This is a genomic window from Devosia sp. Root436 (assembly GCF_001426345.1).
Lineage (GTDB): Bacteria > Pseudomonadota > Alphaproteobacteria > Rhizobiales > Devosiaceae > Devosia.
The window spans coordinates 516837-540902 of record NZ_LMEM01000009.1 but is presented as its reverse complement, the minus strand read 5'-3'; the positions used below and the strand labels follow the sequence as shown (position 1 = coordinate 540902).

Annotated in this window: 23 protein-coding genes; 7 read left to right on the top strand and 16 right to left on the bottom strand. The window is 64.6% G+C overall.

Features of this window, described 5'->3' with window-relative positions; translation table 11 throughout:
• Positions 1-48: 48 nt before the first annotated feature.
• Positions 49-801: a transporter substrate-binding domain-containing protein gene (locus ASD04_RS07605; RefSeq protein ID WP_056254880.1), complete on the bottom strand. Its 753-nt coding sequence runs from the start codon at positions 799-801 to the stop codon at positions 49-51.
• Positions 802-867: 66 nt separating this feature from the next.
• The gene (locus ASD04_RS07600; protein ID WP_056254878.1) at positions 868-1665 is read right to left on the bottom strand and encodes an amino acid ABC transporter ATP-binding protein; all 798 of its coding nucleotides are present in this window, start codon (positions 1663-1665) and stop codon (positions 868-870) included.
• Positions 1666-1872: 207 nt separating this feature from the next.
• Here ASD04_RS07600 and ASD04_RS07595 point away from each other — a divergent pair, with 207 nt between their 5' ends.
• Positions 1873-2673 (top strand): YdcF family protein, encoded by an 801-nt coding sequence (locus ASD04_RS07595; protein WP_056254875.1) that lies wholly within the window; start codon positions 1873-1875, stop codon positions 2671-2673.
• Here ASD04_RS07595 and ASD04_RS07590 read toward each other — a convergent pair.
• From ASD04_RS07590 to ASD04_RS07585, 3 genes are all read right to left on the bottom strand, one after another.
• Entirely contained in the window at positions 2658-3632 is a 975-nt protein-coding gene (locus ASD04_RS07590; protein ID WP_082531064.1) for a sensor histidine kinase, read from the bottom strand. The two genes, ASD04_RS07595 and ASD04_RS07590, sit on opposite strands and share 16 nt — an antisense overlap.
• Before the next feature lie 91 nt (positions 3633-3723).
• On the bottom strand, positions 3724-3888 hold the full coding sequence (locus ASD04_RS19115; RefSeq protein WP_082531063.1) for a DUF1328 domain-containing protein: 165 nt from the start codon (positions 3886-3888) through the stop codon (positions 3724-3726).
• Between the two features lie 116 nt (positions 3889-4004).
• Positions 4005-4799 carry a response regulator gene (locus ASD04_RS07585; RefSeq protein ID WP_056254869.1) on the bottom strand — a complete coding sequence of 265 codons (795 nt, stop codon included), beginning with the start codon at positions 4797-4799 and terminating at the stop codon, positions 4005-4007.
• Between the two features lie 149 nt (positions 4800-4948).
• On the opposite strand from ASD04_RS07585, the gene ASD04_RS07580 reads away from it, so the two are divergent.
• Both ASD04_RS07580 and ASD04_RS07575 read left to right on the top strand, forming a co-directional pair.
• Positions 4949-5167 (top strand): NepR family anti-sigma factor, encoded by a 219-nt coding sequence (locus tag ASD04_RS07580; RefSeq protein ID WP_056229935.1) that lies wholly within the window; start codon positions 4949-4951, stop codon positions 5165-5167.
• A gap of 4 nt (positions 5168-5171) precedes the next feature.
• Positions 5172-5726 carry an RNA polymerase sigma factor gene (locus ASD04_RS07575; protein ID WP_056254866.1) on the top strand — a complete coding sequence of 185 codons (555 nt, stop codon included), beginning with the start codon at positions 5172-5174 and terminating at the stop codon, positions 5724-5726.
• Here ASD04_RS07575 and ASD04_RS07570 read toward each other — a convergent pair.
• Positions 5723-6091 (bottom strand): response regulator, encoded by a 369-nt coding sequence (locus ASD04_RS07570; protein WP_056254863.1) that lies wholly within the window; start codon positions 6089-6091, stop codon positions 5723-5725. The two genes, ASD04_RS07575 and ASD04_RS07570, sit on opposite strands and share 4 nt — an antisense overlap.
• A 193-nt stretch (positions 6092-6284) precedes the next feature.
• On the opposite strand from ASD04_RS07570, the gene ASD04_RS07565 reads away from it, so the two are divergent.
• The 4 genes from ASD04_RS07565 (at position 6285) to ASD04_RS07550 (ending at position 11020) form a co-directional block, all read left to right on the top strand.
• Positions 6285-6977, top strand: a complete 693-nt coding sequence (locus tag ASD04_RS07565; protein ID WP_082531062.1) for a Crp/Fnr family transcriptional regulator — start codon at positions 6285-6287, stop codon at positions 6975-6977.
• Positions 6978-7071: 94 nt separating this feature from the next.
• Positions 7072-8484 (top strand): CHASE3 domain-containing protein, encoded by a 1413-nt coding sequence (locus ASD04_RS07560; RefSeq protein WP_156461154.1) that lies wholly within the window; start codon positions 7072-7074, stop codon positions 8482-8484.
• An 11-nt stretch (positions 8485-8495) separates the two neighbouring features.
• Entirely contained in the window at positions 8496-9413 is a 918-nt protein-coding gene (locus ASD04_RS07555; RefSeq protein WP_056254847.1) for a diacylglycerol kinase family protein, read from the top strand.
• A gap of 86 nt (positions 9414-9499) precedes the next feature.
• Positions 9500-11020 (top strand): HWE histidine kinase domain-containing protein, encoded by a 1521-nt coding sequence (locus ASD04_RS07550; RefSeq protein ID WP_156461153.1) that lies wholly within the window; start codon positions 9500-9502, stop codon positions 11018-11020.
• Between the two features lie 4 nt (positions 11021-11024).
• On the opposite strand, the gene ASD04_RS07545 is transcribed toward ASD04_RS07550, so the two are convergent.
• The 10 genes from ASD04_RS07545 to ASD04_RS07510 form a co-directional block, all read right to left on the bottom strand.
• Entirely contained in the window at positions 11025-11462 is a 438-nt protein-coding gene (locus ASD04_RS07545; RefSeq protein ID WP_056254841.1) for a hypothetical protein, read from the bottom strand.
• Between the two features lie 2 nt (positions 11463-11464).
• Positions 11465-11827 (bottom strand): DUF883 family protein, encoded by a 363-nt coding sequence (locus ASD04_RS07540; RefSeq protein WP_056254840.1) that lies wholly within the window; start codon positions 11825-11827, stop codon positions 11465-11467.
• A gap of 202 nt (positions 11828-12029) precedes the next feature.
• Positions 12030-12188, bottom strand: coding sequence for a DUF3309 family protein (locus ASD04_RS19110; RefSeq protein WP_082531061.1), 159 nt, complete (start codon positions 12186-12188; stop codon positions 12030-12032).
• A 45-nt stretch (positions 12189-12233) separates the two neighbouring features.
• Positions 12234-12395, bottom strand: a complete 162-nt coding sequence (locus tag ASD04_RS19365; protein WP_156461152.1) for a hypothetical protein — start codon at positions 12393-12395, stop codon at positions 12234-12236.
• A gap of 100 nt (positions 12396-12495) precedes the next feature.
• On the bottom strand, positions 12496-13374 hold the full coding sequence (locus ASD04_RS07535) for a transglutaminase family protein (RefSeq protein ID WP_056254837.1): 879 nt from the start codon (positions 13372-13374) through the stop codon (positions 12496-12498).
• A gap of 66 nt (positions 13375-13440) precedes the next feature.
• A complete protein-coding gene (locus tag ASD04_RS07530) occupies positions 13441-15852 on the bottom strand; it encodes a circularly permuted type 2 ATP-grasp protein (protein ID WP_056254834.1) in 2412 nt (803 codons plus the stop codon).
• Between the two features lie 4 nt (positions 15853-15856).
• Entirely contained in the window at positions 15857-19186 is a 3330-nt protein-coding gene (locus tag ASD04_RS07525; RefSeq protein ID WP_056254832.1) for a transglutaminase family protein, read from the bottom strand.
• Between the two features lie 218 nt (positions 19187-19404).
• Positions 19405-20988: an FGGY-family carbohydrate kinase gene (locus ASD04_RS07520; RefSeq protein WP_056254827.1), complete on the bottom strand. Its 1584-nt coding sequence runs from the start codon at positions 20986-20988 to the stop codon at positions 19405-19407.
• A 302-nt stretch (positions 20989-21290) separates the two neighbouring features.
• The gene (locus tag ASD04_RS07515) at positions 21291-22766 is read right to left on the bottom strand and encodes a mannitol dehydrogenase family protein (RefSeq protein WP_056254824.1); all 1476 of its coding nucleotides are present in this window, start codon (positions 22764-22766) and stop codon (positions 21291-21293) included.
• Positions 22767-22971: 205 nt separating this feature from the next.
• Positions 22972-23976 carry an ABC transporter ATP-binding protein gene (locus ASD04_RS07510; protein WP_056254821.1) on the bottom strand — a complete coding sequence of 335 codons (1005 nt, stop codon included), beginning with the start codon at positions 23974-23976 and terminating at the stop codon, positions 22972-22974.
• Between the last annotated feature and the right edge of the window lie 90 nt (positions 23977-24066).

The window sequence follows — 24066 nt, the reverse complement described above, 5'->3', positions numbered from 1 at the left end:
CCCTCTCCCACCAGGGGAGAGGGGTGACCGAGCGTTTGGAGGCTTCGATTATTCAGCGAAATACGGCCCGCGGCCCTCGAACCACTGTGCGATCAGCTTGTCGACCGTGCCGTCCTTCTTGAGGGCGGTCAGGGCGTCGTCGAACTTGGCCTTGAGTTCGGCTTCATCCTTGCGGATACCCGCGCCGACGCCGTTGCCGATCATGATGTCCTCGCCGACGAATTCCAGCGCGCCGCTTGAGGCGGTGACGACCGGCTCGAGATAGGCGCCATCGGCCAGGATAGTGTCGAGGTTGCCGGCGGCCAGGTCGGCCATGGCCTGGTCGGCGGTGCCGAAGGAGACCACGGTGTTGGTCGCGCCGAGATTTTCTTCGGCATAGGCAGCCTGGATGGTGCCACCCTGGACGCCGATGCGCTTGCCTTCGAGTGCCGAAGCGTCAATGCCACTGCCGGCGGCGGCGGCGAACCTGGACGGATCGGGCGGGAAGTAGTTCTGCGAGAAGTCAATGGTCTCGAGGCGCTCGTCGGTGATCGACATGCCGGCCATGATCACGTCGTAGTTGCCCGCGAGCAGGTTGGGGATGATCGAGTCCCAGTCGTTGATAATGAATTCGCAGGTGATGCCTGCCTGGGCGCAGATGGCGTTGCCCAGATCGATCTCGAAGCCGGCGGGCGCGCCGCTATTGTCGAGGAAGTTCCAGGGCGCATAGGCGCCCTCGGTGGCAATGCGCACGGTTTCCTGCGCCTGTGTCGCGGAGCCGAGGGCCAGGATGGCCGTCGCCGCGAGGATGAGCTTCTTCATCTGTTTCTCCATTGGTTATTCTTGCTTCTTGCCCGTTTCCCGGGACTTGTCATCGATGCCGCCCTCCTATTCATGGTTGGCGGCATTGAGGAATTGCTTGAGGCGCGTCGATTTCGTGGCGCCGAATATCTGCTCGGGCGCGCCCTCTTCCTCGATCATGCCCTGATGCAGGAAGATGACGCGGTCGCTGACCGAGCGGGCGAAATCCATGTCGTGGGTGACCAGGATCATGGTCCGGCCCTCATCGGCCAGCACCTTGATGACGCGCAGCACCTCGACTTCGAGTTCGGGGTCCAGCGCCGAGGTCGGCTCGTCGAACAGCATGACGCGCGGATTGATGCAGAGGGCGCGCGCAATGGCGGCGCGCTGCTGCTGTCCGCCCGAAAGCTGGGCGGGATAGGCGTCGGCCTTTTCGCGAATGCCGACCTTGGCCAGCATGGCCAGCGCTTCTTCCTGCACTTCGCCGCGAGCGCGCTTCTGTACGATCAGCGGCGCTTCCATGACGTTTTCGAGAATGGTGAGATGGGCCCACAGGTTGAAGCTCTGGAACACCATGCCCAGTTCGGAGCGGATGCGGCGGATCTGGTGTTCGTCCCCGATCTGCCGGTGCGGACCGGTGCCGCGCAGCTTGATCTGCTCGCCATCGATGGCGACGGAACCGCTATCGGGCACTTCGAGCATGTTGATGCAGCGCAGCAGGGTGGACTTGCCCGAGCCCGAGGAGCCGATCAGCGAGACGACTTCACCCTCGCGGGCGGCGAATGAAATGCCCTTGAGCACTTCCAGCTCGCCGAACGATTTATGCAAGTCGTGGATAGCCACGACCGGCCACTTCTCCGCAGCAGCGGTAGCAGCTTGCGCCATATTCACCCTTGGCCCGCCGAGACGGGCGCCTTCCTGACCGGCGACTGCCTTATTATGAGGCTGGCAATCTTGACCGCCCTCAAGAAAAGCATAAGCGGTGAACATAGCAAGGGAAATGATGCGCTTGTGGCCGGTCGGCTGGGGATGGTGGGCTCGCGCCGGCGGCGAGCCTCGCCTATGGTGCGCGCATAATCCACGGGGCGTCGCATGTTCTACGAGATTTCCAAGCTGTTCTGGCTGCTGGCCCAGCCGATCAGCCTGACCATTCTGCTGGGGCTTGCCGGGCTGGCGCTGCTGGCCTCGGGCCGGCGCCGCTGGGCTGGGGCGCTGATGGGCCTGGCTGTGCTGCTGCTGGGCACGGCCAGCTTCACCAATATCGGTGCGGTGCTGATGGCGCCGCTTGAAGCGCGGTTCGCGCGGCCAGCCGAACTGCCCGCAAAGGTGGATGTCATCGTGTTGCTGGGCGGCGCCACCTCGTCGCAGATCAGCACCGCGCGCGGCGTCACCGAAATCAACGAAGCCGGCGATCGGCTGGTGGAGACCCTGTGGCTGGTGCAGCACTATCCCGATGCCCGGATCGTGCTCACCGGCGGCATTGCCGGCCTCATGCCCGGCGCGGAGCCGGAAGCGGTGACCATGCAGCGCCTGCTGCTGGCCTTCGGCATTGCGCCGGAACGGCTGGTGCTGGAGACCGAGGCACGCAATACCGACGAGAATGCCGGTTACACCAAGACCCTGCTTGGCCCCGAGCCGGGCGTTGTCCTGCTGGTGACTTCGGCATTTCACATGCCGCGGTCCATGGGCCTGTTTCGCAAGGTGGGGATCGTGGCCACGGCCTGGCCGACGGACTATCGCACCACGGGCAGCGAAGCGTTCGGCATCGATATCGCGGACCTGACGGCCAACCTGGCGACCACCAGCGTCGCGATGAAGGAATGGATCGGCCTGGCCGTCTACCACTGGACGGGACGGATCGACGATCTGCTGCCGGGTCAGGTCTCGAACTGATCTGACGGCACGACGAGCCGGTAGCGTACGCTGTCGGCTTCGATGTTGAAGTCGGCGGTGCCCCCCACGGACAAGGGGACGATGCGTTCGAGGACCAGCATGCCGAAATGGGGTTCGTGGCGAATGCGTTCGGCGTCGATGCCGGTTTCCTGCCACTCGATGACCAGGTCCGCCGGCTGGCCGGGCTCATTGACCACTTTCGCATCGATCCAGACCTGCCCCGGATCGCCATTGGCCAGGGCGCCATGCAGTATTGCATTGGCACCCAGCTCGTGGATGGCGAGACCGATATGGAGCGAAGCATTGGGGCCGAGCAGCGGATTTTCGCCGGTAACCCGCACATTGGCGAGCACGGATGGCCCGACCCGGATGAGCTGCGAGGCGATCAGCGACTGCAGGTAGGTGCCGCGCCAGTTGCTTTCGGTCACCAGATCCTGGGTGCTGGACAGGGCATGCAGCCGGCCGCGGAAGCGGTCGAGGAAATCCTTGATATTGTCGCTGTGGTGAGCGGTCTGCATGGCCACCGACTGCACGATGGCAAGCAGGTTCTTGGAGCGGTGGCTGACTTCGCGTAACAGTGACGCAACGGCGATATCGCGGGCACGCTCTTCGGTCGTATCGGTGACGATGGTGGTGACGCCGGTCTCGTCGGGCAGCATGTGGGCTTCGAAATGACGCCGCCGCAGACCGTCACCCAACTCGAAGGTAATGGTCCCTTCCTGGCCCTGACGGCAGCGCTCCACCGCGTCGGCAAAAGCGGCGGCAATTTCGGCGGGCAGCACATCGGCCTCGACCCGGCCGAGCATGACCCGCTGCGGCCAGAGCGCGGGGGGATTCTCCACCAGGTCGAACCGATGATCGAAGTCCTGGTGCAGCACGAAAACCCCGCCTTCGCGCAAGCCGGCGGACAAGGCATCGAGCCTCATCTGCATCTGTCGGTCGGGCGGTGGGGCGGACATAGGGGAAGTCTCATAAAGGCGGCCGGAACAAAAACGGCCCCGCCCGGAGGCGAAGCCGCGTCAGGAACCTGGCCGGGCCGCAGGGTTTCGCTCAAGCACGGCGGAAGAAGCCGGCAACCAGCGAGATGACCAGAAAAGCCAGGAACAGGAAGAACAGGATCTGCGCGATCCCGGCGGAAGCACCGGCAACTCCGCCGAAGCCGAGAACCCCGGCGATCAGTGCAATCACGAGGAAGACGAGTGCGTAATAGAGCATGTCACTCTCCTGAACGAAGGTCTTGCAACAACAACGGTTCTGGTGTTGGCAGGTTCCTGATGGGCAACAAAAAAGGCCGGGAAGCCCGGCCTTCCGTGTCCGTTGGGCGGGCGCCGTTAGGCGGCGGCGCGCGAGCCTTCATCGAAGAACAGCGCCTGGCTGATCAGCGCCTTGACCATGTCGGGGTTGAACGGCTTGGTGACAAGGAAGGTCGGCTCGGGCCGCTCGCCGGTCAGCAGGCGTTCGGGGAAGGCGGTGATGAAGATCACCGGCACCGAATGGTGGTTGAGGATGTCGTTGACCGCATCGATGCCCGAGCTGCCATCGGCAAGCTGGATATCGGCCAGGATCATGCGGGGCTGGGTCTGGGCGAAGAGATTGACCGCTTCCTTGTGGGTGCGGGCGACGCTGACCACCTTGTGGCCCAGGCTCTCGACCAGTTGCTCGATATCCATGGCGATCAGCGGCTCGTCCTCGATGATCATGATTTCGGTCGCCACCTGGCGGGAAATCTCGATCGAGGCTTCTTCGAGCAGCCCGCCGAATTCGGTGTCGGAGACACCCAGGATTTCGGCGGCCTGCGCATGGGTGAAGCCCTCGACGGCTACCAGCAGGAAGGCCTGGCGCGGCCGGGGGGCAAGATTGGCCAGATTGGTCGCTGCGCGCTTTTCCCAGGCATAGCTGGATGTGGGCAGCGGCACCTTGACGGCCGATGAGGAAAACAGGGCGGAAAACAGCTTGTAGAGCGCGATACGGTCGTTGCTCGCCTCGGGAAACAGCGAAATATCGGCGATGAGAGCTTCCAGGGTGGCCGCGACATAGGCATCGCCAGATGTCTGCGACCCGGTAACTGCGCGCGAGAACCGCCGCAGATACGGCAGATGCGGAGCGATCCGCGTGGACAAAGTCATTAAGTGAACTCCCAGTGACGCTTGGCTCGTGATGCACGAAACCGGAAAACGGCGTGTCGTGAAGAAAGTTCCAAAGGGTGAGGAACTTTTTTCAACGGCAGGCATTATGATCGGCAAATACAACGATCTGACGGTCTAGACACGGTATGATGAAGGAACAACTGGTGACCCAGCAACGCATGCGGACGCAGGCGGGGCGGGCAGACGATGGGCTGGGTCCGAATACGGACATCGGCGCACGTTTGCGCGCCCTATACGGGGCTGTGCAGGACGAAGGCGTCCCCGAGCAATTGCTCGACCTATTGGAGAAGCTCGATGGCGCCGAGCAGGCGCAGAAGGCAAAAAACGCCGCTCGTGACGGAGAGTGACGGCATGACCGCGGAACCGACGACGTTCAAGCGCGAAATGCTGGCGACGCTTCCGAGCCTGCGAGCCTTCGCCGTCTCGCTGACCGGCAAGCACGACAAGGCCGACGATCTGGTGCAGGACACCGTCATGAAGGCCTGGGCCAAGCAGTCCAGCTTCGAGATGGGCACCAATATCAAGGCCTGGCTCTTCACCATCCTGCGCAATGAATTCTACAGCCAGATGCGCAAGCGCGGCCGCGAGGTGCAGGACAGCGACGGCGCCTTTACCGAACGCCTGTCCGTGCATCCGGCGCAATACGGCTCGATGGATATGCAGGACTTCAAGAAGGCCTTGTCGCAACTGCCCGACGACCAGCGCGAAGCGGTGATCCTGATCGGGGCCTCGGGTTTTTCCTATGAGGAAGCCGCCGAAATTTGCGACTGCGCCGTCGGCACCATGAAGAGCCGGGTGAGCCGCGCCCGCACGCGACTGCTGGACATCCTCAAGATATCCGGCGAAGCCGATTATGGTCCCGATGCGGTTTCGGCCCAGGTGACCACGACCAACCACTCGTTCTAGGAACGGGCCGCGAGCGCCGCGCCGATGGCGCTCGTAAAGGCTTCCTCGGGGACTGGCTTGACCAGCAGGGGAAAGGCCGACAGGTCGGCCAGACCGTGCCGGACGGTAATGTCGGCCGTGGTCAGAACGACCGGAATACCGGCGGTGCTCAAGGCTCGGGCCAGTTGCATGCGCTCGGCATCATGGGCCAGCACTTCGATCACGGCGACACCGATTTCGGGCCATAACGCGCGCAGTTCCTCGGCTTCCGCCGTCGTGCGGGCAAACAGGGTCTTGCCCGCGCCCAGGGGTTCGAGAATGCGCTGGATGTCGAGCGCGATCAGGAATTCATCTTCGATGATGAGGACAGTCTGGCCTGTGAGCATGGTATTTCCGCAACCTTTCGGTACTCATGCGGCCCGATCGGCTCGACTGTCATTTAAGTTTGACATGTTGGGGAACGGCCAAGGCGCGGTTGCGTTGGGCTGATGACTTCATCAGCGTCAATGGTGCCTTTTGAATCTCGTCCTTCCCAGTTCCGGACGCAGGGTTCCCTGCGAACAATGCCCGCTCAGGGCCATGCCCGGCTTTCGCGAATTCGAGGCTCAGGAACTGCGTTTCATTTCGTCGTTCAAGACCGGCGAGCTGGTCGCAGAGACGGGAACGACCCTGCTGTCGGAAGGCAGCCATAGCGCTCATCTCTATACGCTGCTGTCCGGCTGGGCCTTCCGCTACAAGACGTTGCCGGATGGGCGCCGGCAAATCCTCAACTACATGCTGCCCGGCGATCTGGTGGGCCTGCAGGGCTCGGTGATCGGGGAAATGCAGCACTCGGTGGAGGCCCTGTCGCCGCTGGTGCTCTGCGTATTCCAGCGCGACCGGTTGAATGAACTGTTTCGCAATCACCCCGGTCTTGGCTTCGACATCACCTGGCTGGCGGCGCAGGAAGAGCGGATGCTGGATGACCATCTGCTCAGCCTGGGGCGCCGCACGGCGGTAGAGCGGGCGGCCTATCTCATCGCATTTCTCTATCATCGCGCCGCCTCGGTGGGCCTGGCCTCGCCGCGCAACCTCTATCTGCCGATCACCCAGATGCATGTGGCCGATACGTTGGGGCTGTCCATCGTTCACACCAACAAGACGCTGCGCAAACTCGCCGGCAAGTCGCTGATCCGCTGGCTCGACCGGTCCTGCGAGGTGCTGGACGTCGCCGGATTGATGGAACTGGCGGGCTGGAGCGGGCCGGCGGAGCGGCGGCGGCCACTGATATGAGCGGGCCGGAAGCCTCAAATCCGCCATTGCGCTCGGCCAAGGGGAAGCGGCAGGAAACAAGCCGCTTGCGGCCGGCGGCGGGCAGATGAGCACGATGAACATCGCAAGCAGATTGGCCAGCCAGGAATGGGGAACGGAGGCGCAAAAGCGTCTAGCCCGGCGCCTGGCCGTGCTTGCTTCGCTGGCGCTGGTGGTGCTGGCGGCCATAGCGGCGCTGGTGCTGGTGCGGGGCATCGACCGGCAGATCGGCGATGTGGTCCACACCTATGATGTGCGCAACCAGGCGCGCGAGCTGACCATATCGCTGAGCGAAGCCGAAAGCAGCCAGCGCGGCTATCTGCTGACGCGCGACGAGAGCTATTTCGAACCCTATCGGCGTGCGGCGGCCTCGATCGATACGCGGCTGCAGACGCTGACGGCCATGACGCAGGACGATCCGCGGCAGGCCGAGCGGGTGCGCAGCATTGCCAGCGAGATTGCGGTCAAGACGGCCGAGATGGCGCGCACCATCCAGCTCGTCGGGGCCGATCGTGGCGCGGAAGCGCGGACGCTGATCCGGACCGGCATGGGCGAGCGGCTGATGGACAGCCTGCGGCACACGCTCGAACAGTTCATCGGCGAAGAAAACGCCAAGCTGCTCGATCGCAACCGGCAGATCGACCAGTCGCGCCGCTGGCTGGTGGGGGCCATCATCGCGGCTCTGGCCGGTGCGGTGGTGCTTGCCTATATGCTGCTGTCGCGCACGCAGCGTCAGGTCAGTGCGCTGGCACGCAGCAAGGATCAGCTGCGCACTGAGAACGAGATTCTTGAAGCCCATGTGGCGGATCGCACGCGCGCCCTGGAAGAGGCGCGCGAACATGCCGATCGGGAGCGGCAGCGGGTCGAAGCGCTATTGCGGGACGCCAATCATCGCATCGGCAATTCGCTCGCCACGGTGTCGTCGCTGCTGGGATTGCAACTGTTGCGCAGCAAGTCCGAGGAGGTGCGCGCGGCGCTGGAAGCGGCACGGTCACGGGTGCATTCCATCGCCTCGGCCCATCGCCGGCTGCGCCTGGGCGGCGACCTTGAAACGGCCAGCGCCGACGAATTCCTCGACGCCGTGCTGGAGGATATCGCGGCGACGGCGAGTGACACCAGGAATATCAAGCTGGTGGGGCAGTTCGATCCCATCGTGGTCAGTGCCCGCGACGCGACGACGATGGGTATCCTGGTCGGAGAACTGGTGACTAATGCCGTCAAGCACGCTTTCCCCGCCGGCCGCGCCGGCACCATCACGGTCATCCTCAAGCGCGACACCGCCGGGGTGCCTTTGCTCAACGTGGTCGATGACGGCGTCGGCATTGCCGGTGACCAGCCCGGTGAGGGCGGACTCGGCTCGGTCATCGTGCGACAACTAGCCAATCAATTCGGCGGGGAACCGCATTACGAGCAGCGGGCCGGCGGCGGCCTGAGCGTCCGCCTGCCATTGCCGGGCATCGATGACGCGGCATCGCTGGATACGCCCTGAGGAGATCGACATTGCATATCATTGCCGTTCTCAACCGCGATGGCGGGACGCTGCGAACGATGGATCTGGCGGCTTTCTCCGCCAGTGCCGCCGAAATATTTGCCCGGCACGGGCACATACTCGACTGCCAGGTGGTGGCCGGGGGCCATGTCGAAACGGCGTTGCGCAAGGCCGCCACCAGTAAGGGCGTCGATGCAGTGATGGCCGGCGGCGGCGATGGCACCATCTCCACCGCGGCCGGCATAGCCTACGAAACCGGAATGCCGCTTGCTGTCTTGCCCGCAGGAACGATGAATTTGTTCGCCCGGGCGCTCAGGGTGCCGCTGGTACTGGAGGACGCGCTGGAGGCGATAGCAGCCGGCACGGTGGGCGCGGTCGATATCGCCACCGCCAATGACCGGCCGTTCGTGCACCAGTTCGGAGTCGGCATTCACGCCCGGCTGGTCCGTATCCGCGAAGGCATGGCCTATGGCAGCCGCACCGGCAAGATGCTGGCCAGCCTGCGGGCCATTGCCGCGGCGGCCGTCAACCCGCCCCGGTTCGAGGCGGAGTTCCATACGCGCAAGGGCATAGACAAGCGCCTGGTCTCCGGCATTGCCGTGTCCAACAATCCGCTGGGCGAAGGCCAGATCCATGCCGACCGGCTCGATGGCGGCGTGCTCGGCGTCTATGTGGCCGCGGCGGTTTCGACCTCGGAACTGCTCAAGCTCTCGGCCGATGTATTCCTCGGCACCTGGCGCGCCAGCCCGATGGTCTCGGAAAAGGAAGTCGCCGAGGTGACGCTGCATTTTCCCAGGCGCAAACGCGGTGCCCATGCCGTCATCGATGGCGAACTGATCAAGCTCGATCGCTCGGTGACGCTCAAGGTTCATCCGGCGGCGCTCAAGGTGATATTGCCGCGCGGCACAATAGACGCGCAAACCGAATAAAATGTTCGGAACCATTGCCCGCTTGCGGCGTTACGGGAAATCGGCCTGTAAGTATTGGGTATTTTGCAGAAGCGTCAGGACTGGAAGTGACAGACAAGGGGGACCTTCCGGACGATGTGCGGAAGGTAGTGGATGATCCGGGGCGGCTGGGTGCGCTAGCGGCGCTGGACGTGGTCGATAGCCACGCAGATGCGGATTTCGAGCGTTTGAGCCGGACCGCGGCATTTATCTTCAAAGCCGAGATTGCCTTGGTGACGCTCATCGACAAGGAGCGGCAATGGTTTCGGGCGTGCTTCGGCGTCAACGATGTCACCGAGGCTTTGACCGAGACCTCGTTCTGCGCCCATGCCATCGCCCTGCCTGGGGACGAAGATACGCTGGTCGTGCTGGATGCGACCAGGGACGAGCGCTTCAAGAATAATCCATTGGTGACCGGATGGCCCGGCATCCGGTTCTATGCTGGTGCGGCGGTGATCGTGAATGGGCAGAAGGTGGGCTCGCTCTGTGTCATCAGCAGCCAGCCTCGCGACGCGCTGGAGCCCGGCCTGACCGAGCAACTGGTGAGTCTCGCCGCTCTCAGTTCAACCCTCTTTGCCCTCAAGGACGAGGCGAGGGTGCGTGCGCGCACCGCCGCTGCGCTGGTCCGGGAGGAATGGCGCCACGCGCTGACGCTGGAAGCGGGCAAGGTGGGAAGCTGGGTATGGGACGTGCGCACCGGCGAAGTCGCCTGCAACGACATGTTCCGCCGCATGTATGAATTGCCGGAAGGCGAGACGGTGCGGGTCGAGGACGTGCTGGGCGCGACCCATCCCGGCGACCGGCCGATGGTGGAAGCGGGTATCGAAGCCAGCTTCCGCGATGGCGAGGACTATAGCGCCGAGGCCCGCACGGCCGCTACCGGCCGCTGGCTCACCATGCGCGGCCGCGTCTACCAGCGCGATGCCGAGGGCAATCCGCTGGTGATGATGGGCGTCGTCATCGACATTTCCGAAGGCAAGCAGAGCGCCGAGCATACAAGGCTATTGCTGCGCGAACTCAATCACCGGGTGAAAAATACGCTGGCGATGATCCAGTCGGTGGCGCGCCAGACCATAAGGCAAAACCCCGATCCCCAGGATTTCATCGACGCCTTTTCGGGGCGGCTGCGCACCATCTCGGACGCGCATGTGCTGCTGGCCGATCGCGACTGGTTGGGGGTGCAGCTCTACGAAGTCATCGCTTCGCAGCTCGGGCCGGGTTTCCGCACAGAGCCGGATCGCGCCGAGGTCCGGGGCGAGGATGTCGAATTGCCGGCCGACCATGCGCTGGGGCTGGGGTTGATCCTGCACGAGTTGACGACCAACGCGCACCGCTACGGCGCATGGTCGGGAGACCAGGGCATGGTGAGCATAGACTGGGAAATAAAGCACCGGCCGGTGCGCGGGTTGTCGCTCACCTGGCGGGAAAGCGGCGGGCCGGATGTATCACGGCCCGCCGAATACGGGATGGGCGCCAGGCTGATCGAACGCAGCCTCGCCAAGGTGCTCGACAGCGAGGTCAAGCTCAGCTTCGATCCCGGAGGTGTGGTCGCCCATATCTGGATGCCGCTGCCGGCCGAGCAGGACTAGACACTCAATCTTCGGACCTGTCGTCGCCGCCGCGGACCAGCAGATAGGCGGCGATGGCGGCTGCCGGCAGGCCAATGGTTCGCGCGAGGGGCGACCTGAGGATCACCGGCAAAGCCGTCAATGCGGCCGTGGTCACGAAGGCGCTGGTTTCGCTCGAACGGCGTTTGCTGGCCACTTCGCGGCGGCGCCGGCTTTCGCCGATCCGTGTCCCGAGATAGACGGCCAATGCCAGCACCAGGAACACGGCGGCCAGGATCAAGGCCGCATAGATCACGCCATAAAGTTCGGTCAGGGCGAAAAATCCGGCGACGAGCAGGAAGCTCACCCCGACCAGCGCCAGCCCGATCATCACCGCATTGATGATGATGGCGTTGCGGACGCGTTCGGTGATCGCTTCGACCTCGATGCCGAGCAGGGCGGCGAGTGGAGCCAGAAGATGCATGGCTAATGCCGGGACAGCAGCGCGAGAATGAAACCGATGCCGACCGCGCTGGCCACGGCGGTCAGCGGCTTTTCGCGAATGGTGTCCTTGAGCTGCTTTTCCATGGCGCTGGCCTGGTCCTGCACGTCTCCGACGACCTGCTCGGCCTGGCGCTGCAGGTTATGGGCCTCGCCCTTGGCAACGGATTTCACCTCGTTGACCTTGTCATTGCTCAGGCGGGCGAGGGTCGCGGCAATAGCCTTGATGTCGTCCTGTAACTGGGCGACCTGGTCTTCGAGCTGGGCTTCGCGCGCCTTGGCGCTGGCGCGGCTGGCACGGGCGGCGACCGGCTTGCGGCCGGGGGCGAGGTCGGATGTGGTAGCCATATGACGCTCCTGTCAATTTATTGAGGATCAACGTACGGAAAACGCTGCGGTTCCAAGGCGCTGGAAAGAAGACACCCCGATGCGCACTGCGCGCATCGGGGTGGCAAGGGGCGGGTGAAAGGGGGGCAACTCCCGACCCGCGGGCGCTTCTCACTGCGTGAGAACCAGAGAACTGGCTGCGCCTTTTATGATTACCAGGTGGTTAGATGCGTCCCATCAAGACGAGGATGAGAATGACCACAAGCACGACACCCAGGATGCCGGACGGGAAGTAGCCGAAGCCGCGCGAATAGCCCCAATTGGGCAGCGCGCCGATCAGCAGCAGAATGAGGATGATGATGAGAATAGTACCCAAACCCATGGTCGCTCTCCTTGGTTATTGTTCTTGTGACGCTTGGTATGTTGACTAGAGGATTGCCAGCATCAGGCCGACAGCGGCCGCCAGGATGAACAGCGCTGGCGTCAAAGCCTTGAGCACTTCGGCATAGTGGGTTTCCCCATCATAGCCTTCGGTCCATACCGCTGCGCGGCTCGCATTTTCGAGTGCCTTGATTTCCATGTGAGTCATGCCGGCCTCCGCCTTGATCCGTTGCGCAAATGATGCGCGTGCCCAAAGAACGGGGCGGGATCGGCTTTGGTTCCGTGGCGGCAATTGAATCAGTCGGTCGCTATTCGACCCTGATGACATCCACCGATTGCGTGGTCTCGTGCGAGCCATGCGTCTTGAGCACGCCCACGATGGGCGAGATATCGGCATAGTCGCGGCCATGGCCGATGGCGATGTGGTCGGGCCCGGCAATCATGGCATTGGTGGGATCGAACTCGACCCAGCCGACATGCTGGCCGCACCAGGCGCGAATCCAGGCATGCATGGCGTCGGCGCCTTCCAGCCGCGGCTTGCCGGGCGGCGGATTGGTGCGCAGGAACCCCGACACATAGCCAGCGGGAATGCCGATGCCGCGAAGGCCTGCAATCATCACATGGGCAAAATCCTGGCAGACGCCCTTGCGCAGGGCGAAGGCCTCGGCCGGTTTGGTTTCCACATCGGTCGCCTTGGCGTCATAGGCAAAGTCGCGATGGATGGCCATGCAGAGGGCAAGGGCCGAAGTCAGTACCGATGGCATTTCAGCGGTGACCCGCGCGGCATATTCGGTGATGGCGGGGACGAGCTGCACGCGCGGCGAGGCGCCGATGAAATGCTGCGGGCTGTCGGGCTCCACCGACCAGTAGCGGGTGATCTCCTGGCGCAGGGCCTGGCGCGATGGCGAAAGGTCGGCGGGAGGATGGACATCCTCCACCTGCACGCGCGCCGTAAGGCGGATATCGAGATGGTCGTGTGGCGCGAGATAAGTGAGCGTGGTGACTGAATTGCCGAAGAAATCGGTAAAGCTGCTCTCGCGCTGCGGACGCGGCTCGAACGAGAGCCCGGCGGCAATGACGCGCTGCACGCCGGGAATGGTGATCGGCGCCACACGGATCAGGTGGCGGCCGCCATGCACGATGGCATCATAGTCGTAATGCAGTTCGAGCCGGACATCGTAGAGCATCACCGGATTTCCACCAAAGCGTCCGCAACCCGCAGTGGCTGGTGGGCTATTGAGCACATCGACGCCTCACACGAAATATGCTGCGGCCACGAGGCCGGCCAGCATGCCGAGATCGGCGGCCAGCTTGTCGAGGCGCCCGGGCGTCATGTCCGATGGCTCGGCTATGCGCAGGTCGCTCTCGATTTGCAGGGCCGCCTTGGCGGCGGGCGACAGCTGGCCGTCGTCTATGCCCCCAGGCAGCATTTCGATCTGGGCACGCAGTTCGGTGAGCTGGAAGATGACCGAGCGGGGATTGAGCGGATCGAGCGCCAAGAGGTCGATGGCGCTCTGCGTGCCGGCGCTCACCGAATAGCGGCGGCGATGCGACATGACGCTGTCGCCAATTTCGAGCAGCATTTCGAGCGAGCCGTCCGGCGCATCCTTGTCGGTCAGCCAGCCGGTAATGCGGGCGATCTGGATGGCGCGTTCAAGGCGCCGGCCGAGTTCGAGGAACCGCCAGCCGGCGAAGCGATACATGTTTTCATGCACGAGGCCGGAAAAGCCGGCCAGCTTGCGCAGCAGCACCGTCATGGCGCGGGTGGCGTCGTCGCCCGGCTTGATGCGGGTGGCGAAACGCTGCGCGGTCTTCTGCAGGTCGTTGAGCGCCAGCCAGCCATCGGGCGAGAAGCGGTCGCGGATTTGCCCGGCGCTGTGGACGGCGCTGTCGATGGAAGCCAGCAGACCTTGCGGCATGGCCTCCGAGGCATCGACATCGATGCTGTCGAGGAACGCGGCGCAATGGGTCAGGATGGGCAGGTCGGTCTTGCTGAGTTCGGCCAGGCGGGCATTGTAGGCGCGCAGGATGCGCACGGTGGCTTCGCAGCGCTCGGCATAGCGGCCCAGCCAGATCAGATTGTCGGCGGCACGGCTGGGGAGGCTGCCGGGCGAATTACGCACCAGCTTGCGCCCGTCCTGCGGCAGCAGCGACACCCGCTCGACGGGCTTCGACGACAGCACCCAGACGTCGGCGGCGTGGCCGCCGCGCTGCATGGATATGGCCGAGGCATCCGATGTCGAGCCGACGCGGGCAAAGCCGCCGGGCATGATGGTCCAGCCGTCGCTGGTACGGGCGGCATAGACGCGCAAGGTGATCGGGCGCGGTTGCAGCTTGCCATCGACATAGACTGGCGCGGTCGAGAGCCGCACCGGTTCCTGCCCGACATAGTCGGCGCCGTTGGCGCGGATGCGCTCGATCAGGGCGGCCTTCGGCTCGGGCGGAATGGAGGAGCCGAGCGCAGTGCCGCGCAGGTCGTCGAAGGGCAGGGTGGTGGCGAAGGCGGGGCCGATCAGCAGGTTGTCGAAATTGTCGATGACGTGGTTCTGTTCGCTCGGCTGGCCGCACCACCAGGTGGCGATTTCCGGCAATAGCAGGTCGGTGCCGAGCAGCTTTTGCGCGAGACGCGGCATGAAGGCGGCGAGGGCGCGGGTTTCCAGCAGGCCGGTGCCCAGCGCATTGATCACGGAGATGGAGCCATGGCGCAGCGCTTCCACCATGCCGGGCGTGCCGATGCGGCTGTCGTAGCGCAGTTCGAGCGGATCGACGAAGCTGGCATCCATGCGGCGCCACAGCACGCTGACCGGCTTGAGTCCGGCCACGGTGCGCACCATGACATTGCCGTCCTCGATCACCAGGTCCTCGCCTTCGAGCAGCATCAGGCCGAGATAGCGCGCGATATAGGCATGCTCGAAATAGGTCTCGTTGAGCTGGCCGGGCGTCAATATGCCGACGCGGCCACCGTCGCGCTTGGCATCGGCGAACAGCGTATCGCGGAAGCCGCGGAAGAACCCAGCCAGGCGATGGACATTCATGTCCGCGTAAATGTCTGACAGCGCCCGCGTGGTGGCGACACGGTTTTCCAGCGCGAAGCCGGCGCCGGATGGCGCCTGGGCGCGGTCGCCCAGCACCCACCAGGCGCCATCGGGACCGCGACCCAGCTCGAAGGCGCAGAAATGCAGGTAATGGCCACTGACCGGCTTTACGCCGACCAGGGGGCGCAGGAATTCGCCATTGCGCGCCACCAGCTCGGGCGGCAGCAGGCCCTGCTGCACCAGCAGGTTGTCGCCATAGATGTCGGCAATGACGGTTTCGAGCAGTTCGGCGCGCTGGATCAGGCCGGAACTGATACGGCTCCAGTCGGTCTCGTCGATCAGCAGCGGCACATGGGCCAGCGGCCAGTCGCGTTCCTTGCCCTCGGCGCCGTCATATTTGCGATAGAACACCCCGGCATCGCGCAGATACTGGTCGGCCCGCTCGAAGCGGGCAGAGAGCTCGGTGGGGCCGAGCCGGTCGAAAGCCGCCATGAGCTCGAACCAGCCGGGGCGGATATTGCCCTGGGGGTCGATCATCTCGTCGGGTACGCCGGGTTGCAGGCGATAATCAGCAACAATGCTGGGTCCGGCTGGCGGCTTACCCTTTGAGTTTTGATTCCGTGTGCTCATCGCGTTACCAGAAGCGCGGCGGCCTGCGCAGGTCAAGCGTTAGCGGGAACTCGTCCGCAGGCTTTTCCGTGCGCAGGGCATAGCCGCCGGCCGTGTAGTTCTGCGGCACAAACCGCGCAAGGCGCCTGGCTTCGGCCTCATTACCGTTGACCGGGAAAGTGTCGTAGCTGCGGCCACCCGGATGGGCGACGTGATAGACGCAGCCGCCAACCGGGCGCTGGGTCCAGGTGTCGTAGATGTCCAAGACCAGCGGCGTGTTGACCGGCAGCACGGGATGCAGGCCAGAGGCCGGCTGCCACGCCTTGTAGCGGACGCCGGCGACGGAAATGCCGGCCGTCTCCGTCTTGCGCAAAGGCACCGGGCGCTGGTTGCAGGCAACGGCGTAGCGCTCGGGATTGAGGCCTTCGAGCTTGACCTGCAGGCGCTCGACCGAAGAGTCCACGAAACGCACGGTGCCGCCGATGGCGCCCTGTTCGCCCATGACGTGCCAGGGTTCGAGCGCCTGGCGCAGTTCGAGGCGGACGCCCTCGTATTCGACCTCGCCGCAGAAGGGGAAGCGGAATTCGAGCTGGGCGGCAAACCAGGCTGGATCGAGCGTGAAGCCATGGCGATCGAGATCGGCGAGGACGTCGAGAAAATCCTGCCAGACATAGTGCGGCAGCATGAAGCGATCATGCAAAGTGGTGCCCCAGCGGGCGAAGCCGCCATCGAGCGGGTCGGTCCAGTAGCGGGCAATGAGGGCGCGGATCAGCACCTGCTGCGCCAGGCTCATGCGCGCATTGGGGGGCATCTCGAAGCCGCGGAATTCGACCAGGCCAAGCCGACCGGTGGGGCCGTCGGGGGAATAGAGCTTGTCGATGCAAATCTCGGAGCGGTGAGTATTGCCGGTAACGTCGGCCAGCAGGTTGCGGAACAGGCGATCGACCAGCCAGGGCAGGGGTGCCGGATCACCCGAGGCGGGATGGGGCACCTGTGCCATGGCGATTTCGAGTTCATAGAGGCTGTCGTGGCGCGCCTCATCGAAGCGCGGCGCCTGGCTGGTGGGGCCGATGAAGAGGCCCGAGAACAGGTAGCTCATCGCCGGGTGGCGCTGCCAGTGCAGCACCAGCGACTTGAGCAGATCAGGCCGGCGCAGGAAAGGGCTGTCATGCGGGGTGGCGCCGCCGACCACGACATGGTTGCCGCCGCCGGTGCCGGTATGACGGCCGTCGATCATGAACTTGTCGGCGCCCAAGCGGGAGAGGCGGGCTTCCTCGTAGATGGCGGTGGTGGTGGCGACGCAATCGTCCCAGCTTGCGGCCGGGTGGATATTGACCTCGATAACGCCCGGATCGGGGGCGACGCGGATGACGTTGAGGCGCGCGTCGTGCGGCGGGGCGTAGCCTTCGAGATGCACCGGCAAGCCGATTTCCTTCGCGGCGGCCTCGGTGGCGGCGACCAGTTCGAGATAGTCCTCCAGCTTCTCCACCGGCGGCAGGAAGACGCAGAGGCGATGATCGCGGATTTCGGCGGTGACGGCGGTGCGCACCACGCCTTCGATCTCGCTGATCTCCTGCTCGATGCGATCCTGCTGCTCGGTGGCCGCGGTAAAGTCGGTCGTCGCCTGGGCGCGGGGGTCGGGCCTGAGCAGGTTTTCCGGATCGGGCAGTGCGCCGCGCGGCGCGCCAGGGTCCTGCGGCACGACATGAGGATAGTCCGTCGCATTGAGATGCTTGAGCGAGCTCAGCGGCAGGCGATAGCCGGCCGGGCTGTCGCCAGGGGCGAGGAACAGCTTGCCGCGGCGGGTTTTCCACTTTTCGGTGAGCCACGGGCTCGACGCGACGGCGTTCCAGCGCTGTACTGGCAGCACGTAGCCGGTCGGGTTGGTCAGCCCGCGCTCGAACACCTTGGCGATGCGCGAGCGGGCTTCCGGATCGGCCAGTTCGGAATTCGCCGGATCGACATTGGCGGGCAGATTGGCTTCCTTGAGCAGCCACTCGCCGGGATCTTCATAGGCCTCGGCGATGGTTTCCCCGGACAGGCCGAGATGGCGGGCGAAGCTGTCGAGGAACTTGCGGGCGTCCTCGTGGGTCGCGGTGGTTTTGACGCCTTCGCGCGCGATCAGCGTCTCGTCGGTCCAGACCGGCTTGCCGTCGCGGCGCCAGTAGAGTGAGAACGTCCAGCGCGGCAGGGTCTCGCCGGGATACCACTTGCCCTGGCCGTAATGCAGCATGCCGTTGGGCGCGAAGCGCTCGCGCAGGCGCCGGATCAGGTCGTCGGCCAGCTTGCGCTTGGTGGGGCCGACGGCGCCGGTATTCCACTCCTCGGCTTCGAAATCGTCAATGGAGACGAAGGTGGGTTCGCCCCCCATGGTGAGGCGAACATCGTTATCGATCAATGCCTTATCGACCTGTTTGCCAAGCGCATTGAGCTCATCCCAGCTCTCATCCGAGAACGGCTTGGTGATGCGCGGATGCTCGGCGACGCGGGTAACGCGCATGTCGAAGGCAAAATCCACTTCGGCATAGGAGGCGGTGCCGGAGATCGGCGCGGCGTTGCGGAAATGCGGCGTGGCGGCGAGGGGGACGTGGCTTTCGCCGGTCAGCAGGCCCGAGGTGGGGTCGAGGCCGACCCAGCCGGCGCCGGGGAGATAGACTTCGCACCAGGCATGCAGATCGGTGAAATCGTGGTCGGTGCCGGCGGGACCGTCGAGCGAGACCAGGTCGGGCTTGAGCTGGATCAGGTAGCCAGAAACGAAGCGGGCGGCGAAGCCGAGATGGCGCAGGGTCTGCACCAGCAGCCAGCTGGAATCGCGGCAGGATCCCTTGGCATTGCCCAGGGTTTCCTCGGGCGTCCAGACGCCGGTCTCCATGCGCACGATATAGGCGATATGCTGCTGGATGGAGGCATTGAAAGCGGTGACGAAGTTCACCGTGTTCATCGGTGTGCGGTCGATGCCGGCGAGGAATTTCTGCAGCAGCGGGCCGACCGGCTCGGGCTGCATATAGATGGAAAGGTCGTCGCGCAGGTCTTCGGGATAGGTGAAGGGGAAGGTCTCGGCACTTTCTTCGACGAAGAAGTCGAAGGGGTTGTAGACCGTCATGTCGGCGACGAGATCGACCTCGATCTTGAGTTCGGTGACCGGCTCGGGAAAGACGAAGCGGGTGAGGAAATTGCCGTAGGGGTCCTGCTGCACATTCACAAAGTGCAAGCTGGGCGAGACCTTGAGCGAATAGCTCAGCACCTTGGTCCGGGATTGCGGCGCCGGCTGCAGGCGGATGATCTGGGGCTGGAGATAGACCGGCCGGTCATACTTGTAGTGCGTCAGGTGATAGACGGCGGCTTTGATCGACATGCGTTGTGTCGCTCGTTTCAGGCCACGAATTTGACTTCCCGGTTAAGAGCTTAGCGGGGATTGCGGGCGGGGGCTAGGTGGCTCCATGCCACGCCCTCGTGGTTCGAGGGTCGCTACGCTCCCGCCTCACCATGAGGGCTACTGCTACACTGCGCCGGGAGTAGCCCTCATGGTGAGGTGCGCGTTCTTCAGCGCCTCGAACCACGAGGGCGTGGCACTCACACCATCGCGTCGATGATCTGCCTCTGCCGGAGCATCTCCAGGAAAATCCGGTAGTCCTTGTCGAATTGCGGGCGGGCGGCCGGGTCGGGCGCGCGAGTGCTGCCGCCCTGCTGCATGGCGAGGCAGGCGGCGTCGAGGCTGGGATAGAGGCCGGCGGCGGTGGCGGCGACCATGGCCATGCCGAGCAGGGTGGCATCCTTGGCGTAGGACTCGACCACGGTGCAGCCGGTGGCATCGGCATAAAGCTCCATCAGCACGGCATTCTTGGTGTGGCCGCCGGTGACGTGCAGCGTATCGATGGCGTAGCCGCGGGTGTTGAGGGTTTCGAGGATATGGCGGACGCCCAGCGCGATGGAGACGGCGGTGCGCCAATAGAGGCGGCAGAGCGAGTCGAAGTCGCTGTCGAGCGTGAGGCCGGAGATGACGCCGAGGGCGAAGGGGTCGCCCAGCGGCGAGCGATTGCCGTGGAAATCGGGCAGCACATGCAGGCGATCGGCCAGTGACAGGCCCTCGCGCAGGCGCAGTTCCATGATGCGCCGGGCGATGCGGTGGTGCATTTCCGTAGTGGGTTCGCCGCCCGCGCCATGCCAGCGGATGATGTGGTCGAGCACCGCGCCGGTGGCGGACTGGCCGCCTTCATTGAGCCAGACGCCGGGCAGAACGGCGCCGAAATAGGGGCCCCAGACACCTGACGTCGGCCGGTCTTCGGCCGAGAGCGCCATGACGCAGCTGGAGGTGCCGGCGATCAGGGCCAGGTGGCGGTCTATGGTGCCGACATCGTGGGTAAAGGCGCCCAGCACGCCGAGCGCGCCGGCATGGGCGTCGATCAGGCCGGCGCCGACGCGGCAGGCGGTGGTGAGGCCGAGTTCGGCCGCGGCGGCTTCGGTCAGCGGGCCGAGATCGGTGCCGACGGGGCTGGCTTTGGCGGGCAGGGCTGCCTTGTCGAGCAGGTCTTCAAGGCCCACGGAAGCCAGGAAATCAGGCTGCCAGCCGGTTTCGGTATGGGCCAGATAGGTCCATTTGCAGGTGAGGGTGGACTGGCTGCGGGCGAGCGAGCCGGTGGCTTTCCAGGAGAGGAAATCGGCCAGGTCGAACATCATGCCGGCCCGCTCCCAGGAGCTTTTCATATGGCGTTTCAGCCACATGAGCTTGGGCGCTTCCATCTCCGGGGACATGACGCCACCGGCATAGGCGAGGACGAGATGGCCGGTGGCGGTGCATTCCTCGGCTTCGGCGAGGGCGCGGTGATCGAGCCAGACCACGGTGTCCCAATTGTCTTCGCCGTTGGTCGAGACGGTGACCGGCTGGCCCTCGGCATCGCGGATGACGAGGGAGCAGGTGGCGTCGAAGCTCAGGCCGACGACATGGCCGGGATCGGCTCCCGCATTGGCCATGGCTTCCTGTACGGCGGCGCAGACGGCGGCCCATATCTGGGTGCTGTCATGCTCGGCATGGTTGGCGTCGGGGCGGTTCATGAGAATCGGAAATTCGGCCCGTGCCAACAGGTTACCTTGTGGGGTCAGCACGCCGGCCCTGGCACTGCCGGTGCCCACGTCCACTGCCACAAGCAGGCTTTGCATCGTGATCGAGCGCCCTCTTCCCGGTTCGGGCGCGAAGGTAGCCGAAGGGGAGTGGAGTGGCTAGAGGGGCGGGGCTCTTCCACCTCTCCCCTGAGGGGAGAGGTCGACCCGAAGGGTCGGGTGAGGGGTTCAATGTCGCGTATGGCACCATGCACTCACCAGCCCTGAACCCCTCACCCCACCCTCTCCCCTCAGGGAGAGGGAGCCTGGCTGCAGTGCTGGAGTGGGTGGGGATAGCGCCGCGCGTCATCCTCGGGGCAAGCCCGAGGGTGACGGTCGAGTTTGTAATACCGTCGTTGCCGCTAAAGGCGATCCGCCAAGTACCGCTCCAGAGTGACCTTGGTCCCCACGTCCCACAATGTCGTCAGCGCATTGGTGAAGGCGGCGAGGAAGGCGGGGCTGTGAGCGAGCTCGCCGTAGATGTCGGTCATGGCGAGCCAGGCCTCGGGATCGTGCCGGGCGAGCTTGGCTTGGGCGGTGAGGCGATCCCAACTGGGATCGTTGGGTTCGATGACGGCGCCGCTGTCGGTGGTGCCGTGGCAATAGCGGCACCAGAGCGCGGAAACGAGTGACAATCCGTTAGCAGACTGTTGACGTTTGACCCGGTCGAGCGCGGACGGAATGATGAATTTGGGCTGCCGGTTCGAGCCGTCCAACGCCAGCCGGCGGACGGTATCGCCGATCTTGGGATTGGCGAACCGTTTTTCACACATGGCGAAATAGTCATCGAGGTTGGTGTCGGGCACCGGAGGCACGATGGGGATGATCTCGTCATGCTCGACCTTCTTGAGGAAGGCAGCGACCAGGGGATGGGCCATGGCCTCGTGGACGAAATGGATGTCCATAAGGCCGGCCGGATAGGCGATGGTGGCGTGGCCGCCATTGAGGATGCGGATCTTCATGTGCTCGTAGGGCGCGACGTCCTTGACGAACTGCACGCCGACCTTTTCCAGCGCCGGGCGGCCGGCGGGGAAATTGTCTTCGAGCACCCACTGCTTGAAGCTCTCGCAGAAGACCGGCCAGTTGTCGTCGATGCCGAAATCTTCGGCGAGCAGGGCGATCTCGCGGGGAGAAGTGGCGGGGGTGATGCGATCGACCATGCCGTTGGGGAAGGCGACGCTGGCTTTGACCCATTGTGCCAAAGCGGGGTCGATGAGTTGGGCGAGGCCGACCACGGCGTTTTGGGTGACGTGGCCATTGCCGGGAATGTTGTCGCAGCTCATCACGGTGAAGGGGGCGATGCCGGCGGCGCGGCGGGCGAGGAGGCCGGCGAGGATGAGGCCGAAGGCGGTTTTCGGGGCGGCCATGTTGGCGGCGTCGAAGGCGATATCGGGATGGCCGGGATCGAAGGTCTGGCTGGCCGGGTCGATATAGTAGCCGCCCTCGGTGATGGTCAGCGAGACGATGCGGATGGCAGGATCGGTGAGGCGGGCGATAACGGCGGCGCTGTCGCCAGGGCGGAGATAGTCGATCATCGGACCGGTGACGCGGGCGGCGCTGGTATCGGCTTCCTGCTCGACCACCGTGGTCAGCCAGTCCTGGGTCTTGAGTTTCTGGCGCATGGCCTCGTCGGCCTCGCGCACCCCGGCCCCGACCAGAGCCCAATCGTGGTCGGAGCCGGTGGCGAAGAGGTCGTCGAGATAGACGGCCTGATGGGCGCGATGGAAATTGCCGACGCCGAAATGCACGATGCCCGGCGTGAGGGTGCTACGGTCATAGGCGGGGGTGGACGCCGTGGTGATGGAGGGCAGGGCGGCGGCAGAGAGCTTGGTGGTCATGGTCTAGTCCTCGGTGCCGTGGCACGAGCCTCCCTCCCCCTTGAGGGGAGGGCCGGGGAGGGGGTGGTGCAGTGGGTTCTGAAGCCGAAGCGCGCTGGATAAGCGACCCCCTCCCCAGCTCTGCTACGGCCTTTCAGGCCTAGCGGCGCTACCCTCCCCTCAAGGGGGAGGGTGGGCAGAGCGAGGGACAGGGTGTGCTGCATGATCAGATCGCCAGCCCGGCTGCGTCGAAGCGGTAGATGCGGGTGGGGTCTGGCGTCAGATACACGTCGTCGCCGTGGCTGAAGGTCTGGTCGCCGTCGGTGCGGATGGTCATGAGGCCCAGGCCCTCGACATGGACGTGCAGGAAGGTGTCGGAGCCGAGCTGTTCGGCGACGCCGACCTTGCCCTTCCAGGCGTCTGATGTGGCTGACGTGGCCAAGGTGAAATGTTCGGGGCGGACGCCGATGGAATGGGCGTTGTGTTTGGCGGCTTCGGACCCGTCGATGAAATTCATCTTGGGCGAACCGATAAAGCCGGCGACGAAGCGGTTGGCGGGCTTCTTATAGAGATCGAGGGGCGAGCCGAACTGTTCCACATTGCCGGCATTGAGCACCACGATGCGGTCGGCCATGGTCATGGCCTCCACCTGGTCATGGGTGACGTAGATCATGGTGGTCTTGAGCTGCTGGTGCAGTTCGGTGATTTCGAGCCGCATGTTGACGCGCAAGGCGGCGTCGAGGTTGGACAGGGGTTCGTCGAACAGGAACGCCTTGGGCTCGCGCACGATGGCGCGGCCGATGGCGACGCGCTGGCGCTGGCCGCCGGACAGGGCGCGGGGGCGGCGATCGAGATAGGAGGAGAGGTTGAGGGTGCGCGCGGCATACTCGACCTTCTGGTCGATCACTTCCTTGGGCGCCTTGGCCATCTTGAGCGGGAAGGCGATGTTGTCGCGCACGCTCATATGCGGATAGAGCGCATAGGACTGGAACACCATGGCCAGGCCCCGCCGGGCGGGCGGGGCCTTGGTCATGTCCTCGCCATCGAGCAGGATCTGGCCTGACGTGGTGTCTTCCAGGCCGGCGATGAGGCGCAGCAAGGTCGACTTGCCGCAGCCGGAGGGGCCGACGAAGACGACGAATTCGCCATCCTTTATGTCGAGCGAAATATCCGGGATGATCTGGACCTCGCCGAAGGACTTCTTGACGTGTTGCAGGGAGATGGAGCCCATTTTTCAGTCCTTGGCTTTGGTGAAGGCGGCGTCGGGGGCAGTCACCTCTCCCCTCGAGGGGAGAGGTCGGCGCGCAGCGCCGGGTGAGGG

Bases quoted from the DNA above. Each gene is read 5' to 3' on its own strand.
- ASD04_RS07605 (WP_056254880.1), bottom strand. From the start codon at position 801: ATGAAGAAGCTCATCCTCGCGGCGACGGCCATCCTGGCCCTCGGCTCC.
- ASD04_RS07525 (WP_056254832.1), bottom strand. From the start codon at position 19,186: ATGTCGATCAAAGCCGCCGTCTATCACCTGACGCACTACAAGTATGAC.
- ASD04_RS07560 (WP_156461154.1), top strand. From the start codon at position 7,072: ATGAACATCGCAAGCAGATTGGCCAGCCAGGAATGGGGAACGGAGGCG.
- ASD04_RS07590 (WP_082531064.1), bottom strand. From the start codon at position 3,632: ATGTCCGCCCCACCGCCCGACCGACAGATGCAGATGAGGCTCGATGCC.
- ASD04_RS07540 (WP_056254840.1), bottom strand. From the start codon at position 11,827: ATGGCTACCACATCCGACCTCGCCCCCGGCCGCAAGCCGGTCGCCGCC.
- ASD04_RS07530 (WP_056254834.1), bottom strand. From the start codon at position 15,852: ATGAGCACACGGAATCAAAACTCAAAGGGTAAGCCGCCAGCCGGACCC.
- ASD04_RS19110 (WP_082531061.1), bottom strand. From the start codon at position 12,188: ATGGGTTTGGGTACTATTCTCATCATCATCCTCATTCTGCTGCTGATC.
- ASD04_RS07595 (WP_056254875.1), top strand. From the start codon at position 1,873: ATGTTCTACGAGATTTCCAAGCTGTTCTGGCTGCTGGCCCAGCCGATC.
- ASD04_RS07580 (WP_056229935.1), top strand. From the start codon at position 4,949: ATGAAGGAACAACTGGTGACCCAGCAACGCATGCGGACGCAGGCGGGG.
- ASD04_RS07575 (WP_056254866.1), top strand. From the start codon at position 5,172: ATGACCGCGGAACCGACGACGTTCAAGCGCGAAATGCTGGCGACGCTT.
- ASD04_RS07520 (WP_056254827.1), bottom strand. From the start codon at position 20,988: ATGCAAAGCCTGCTTGTGGCAGTGGACGTGGGCACCGGCAGTGCCAGG.
- ASD04_RS07535 (WP_056254837.1), bottom strand. From the start codon at position 13,374: ATGCTCTACGATGTCCGGCTCGAACTGCATTACGACTATGATGCCATC.
- ASD04_RS07570 (WP_056254863.1), bottom strand. From the start codon at position 6,091: ATGCTCACAGGCCAGACTGTCCTCATCATCGAAGATGAATTCCTGATC.
- ASD04_RS19365 (WP_156461152.1), bottom strand. From the start codon at position 12,395: ATGACTCACATGGAAATCAAGGCACTCGAAAATGCGAGCCGCGCAGCG.
- ASD04_RS07545 (WP_056254841.1), bottom strand. From the start codon at position 11,462: ATGCATCTTCTGGCTCCACTCGCCGCCCTGCTCGGCATCGAGGTCGAA.
- ASD04_RS07565 (WP_082531062.1), top strand. From the start codon at position 6,285: ATGCCCGGCTTTCGCGAATTCGAGGCTCAGGAACTGCGTTTCATTTCG.
- ASD04_RS07515 (WP_056254824.1), bottom strand. From the start codon at position 22,766: ATGACCACCAAGCTCTCTGCCGCCGCCCTGCCCTCCATCACCACGGCG.
- ASD04_RS19115 (WP_082531063.1), bottom strand. From the start codon at position 3,888: ATGCTCTATTACGCACTCGTCTTCCTCGTGATTGCACTGATCGCCGGG.
- ASD04_RS07510 (WP_056254821.1), bottom strand. From the start codon at position 23,976: ATGGGCTCCATCTCCCTGCAACACGTCAAGAAGTCCTTCGGCGAGGTC.
- ASD04_RS07585 (WP_056254869.1), bottom strand. From the start codon at position 4,799: ATGACTTTGTCCACGCGGATCGCTCCGCATCTGCCGTATCTGCGGCGG.
- ASD04_RS07600 (WP_056254878.1), bottom strand. From the start codon at position 1,665: ATGGCGCAAGCTGCTACCGCTGCTGCGGAGAAGTGGCCGGTCGTGGCT.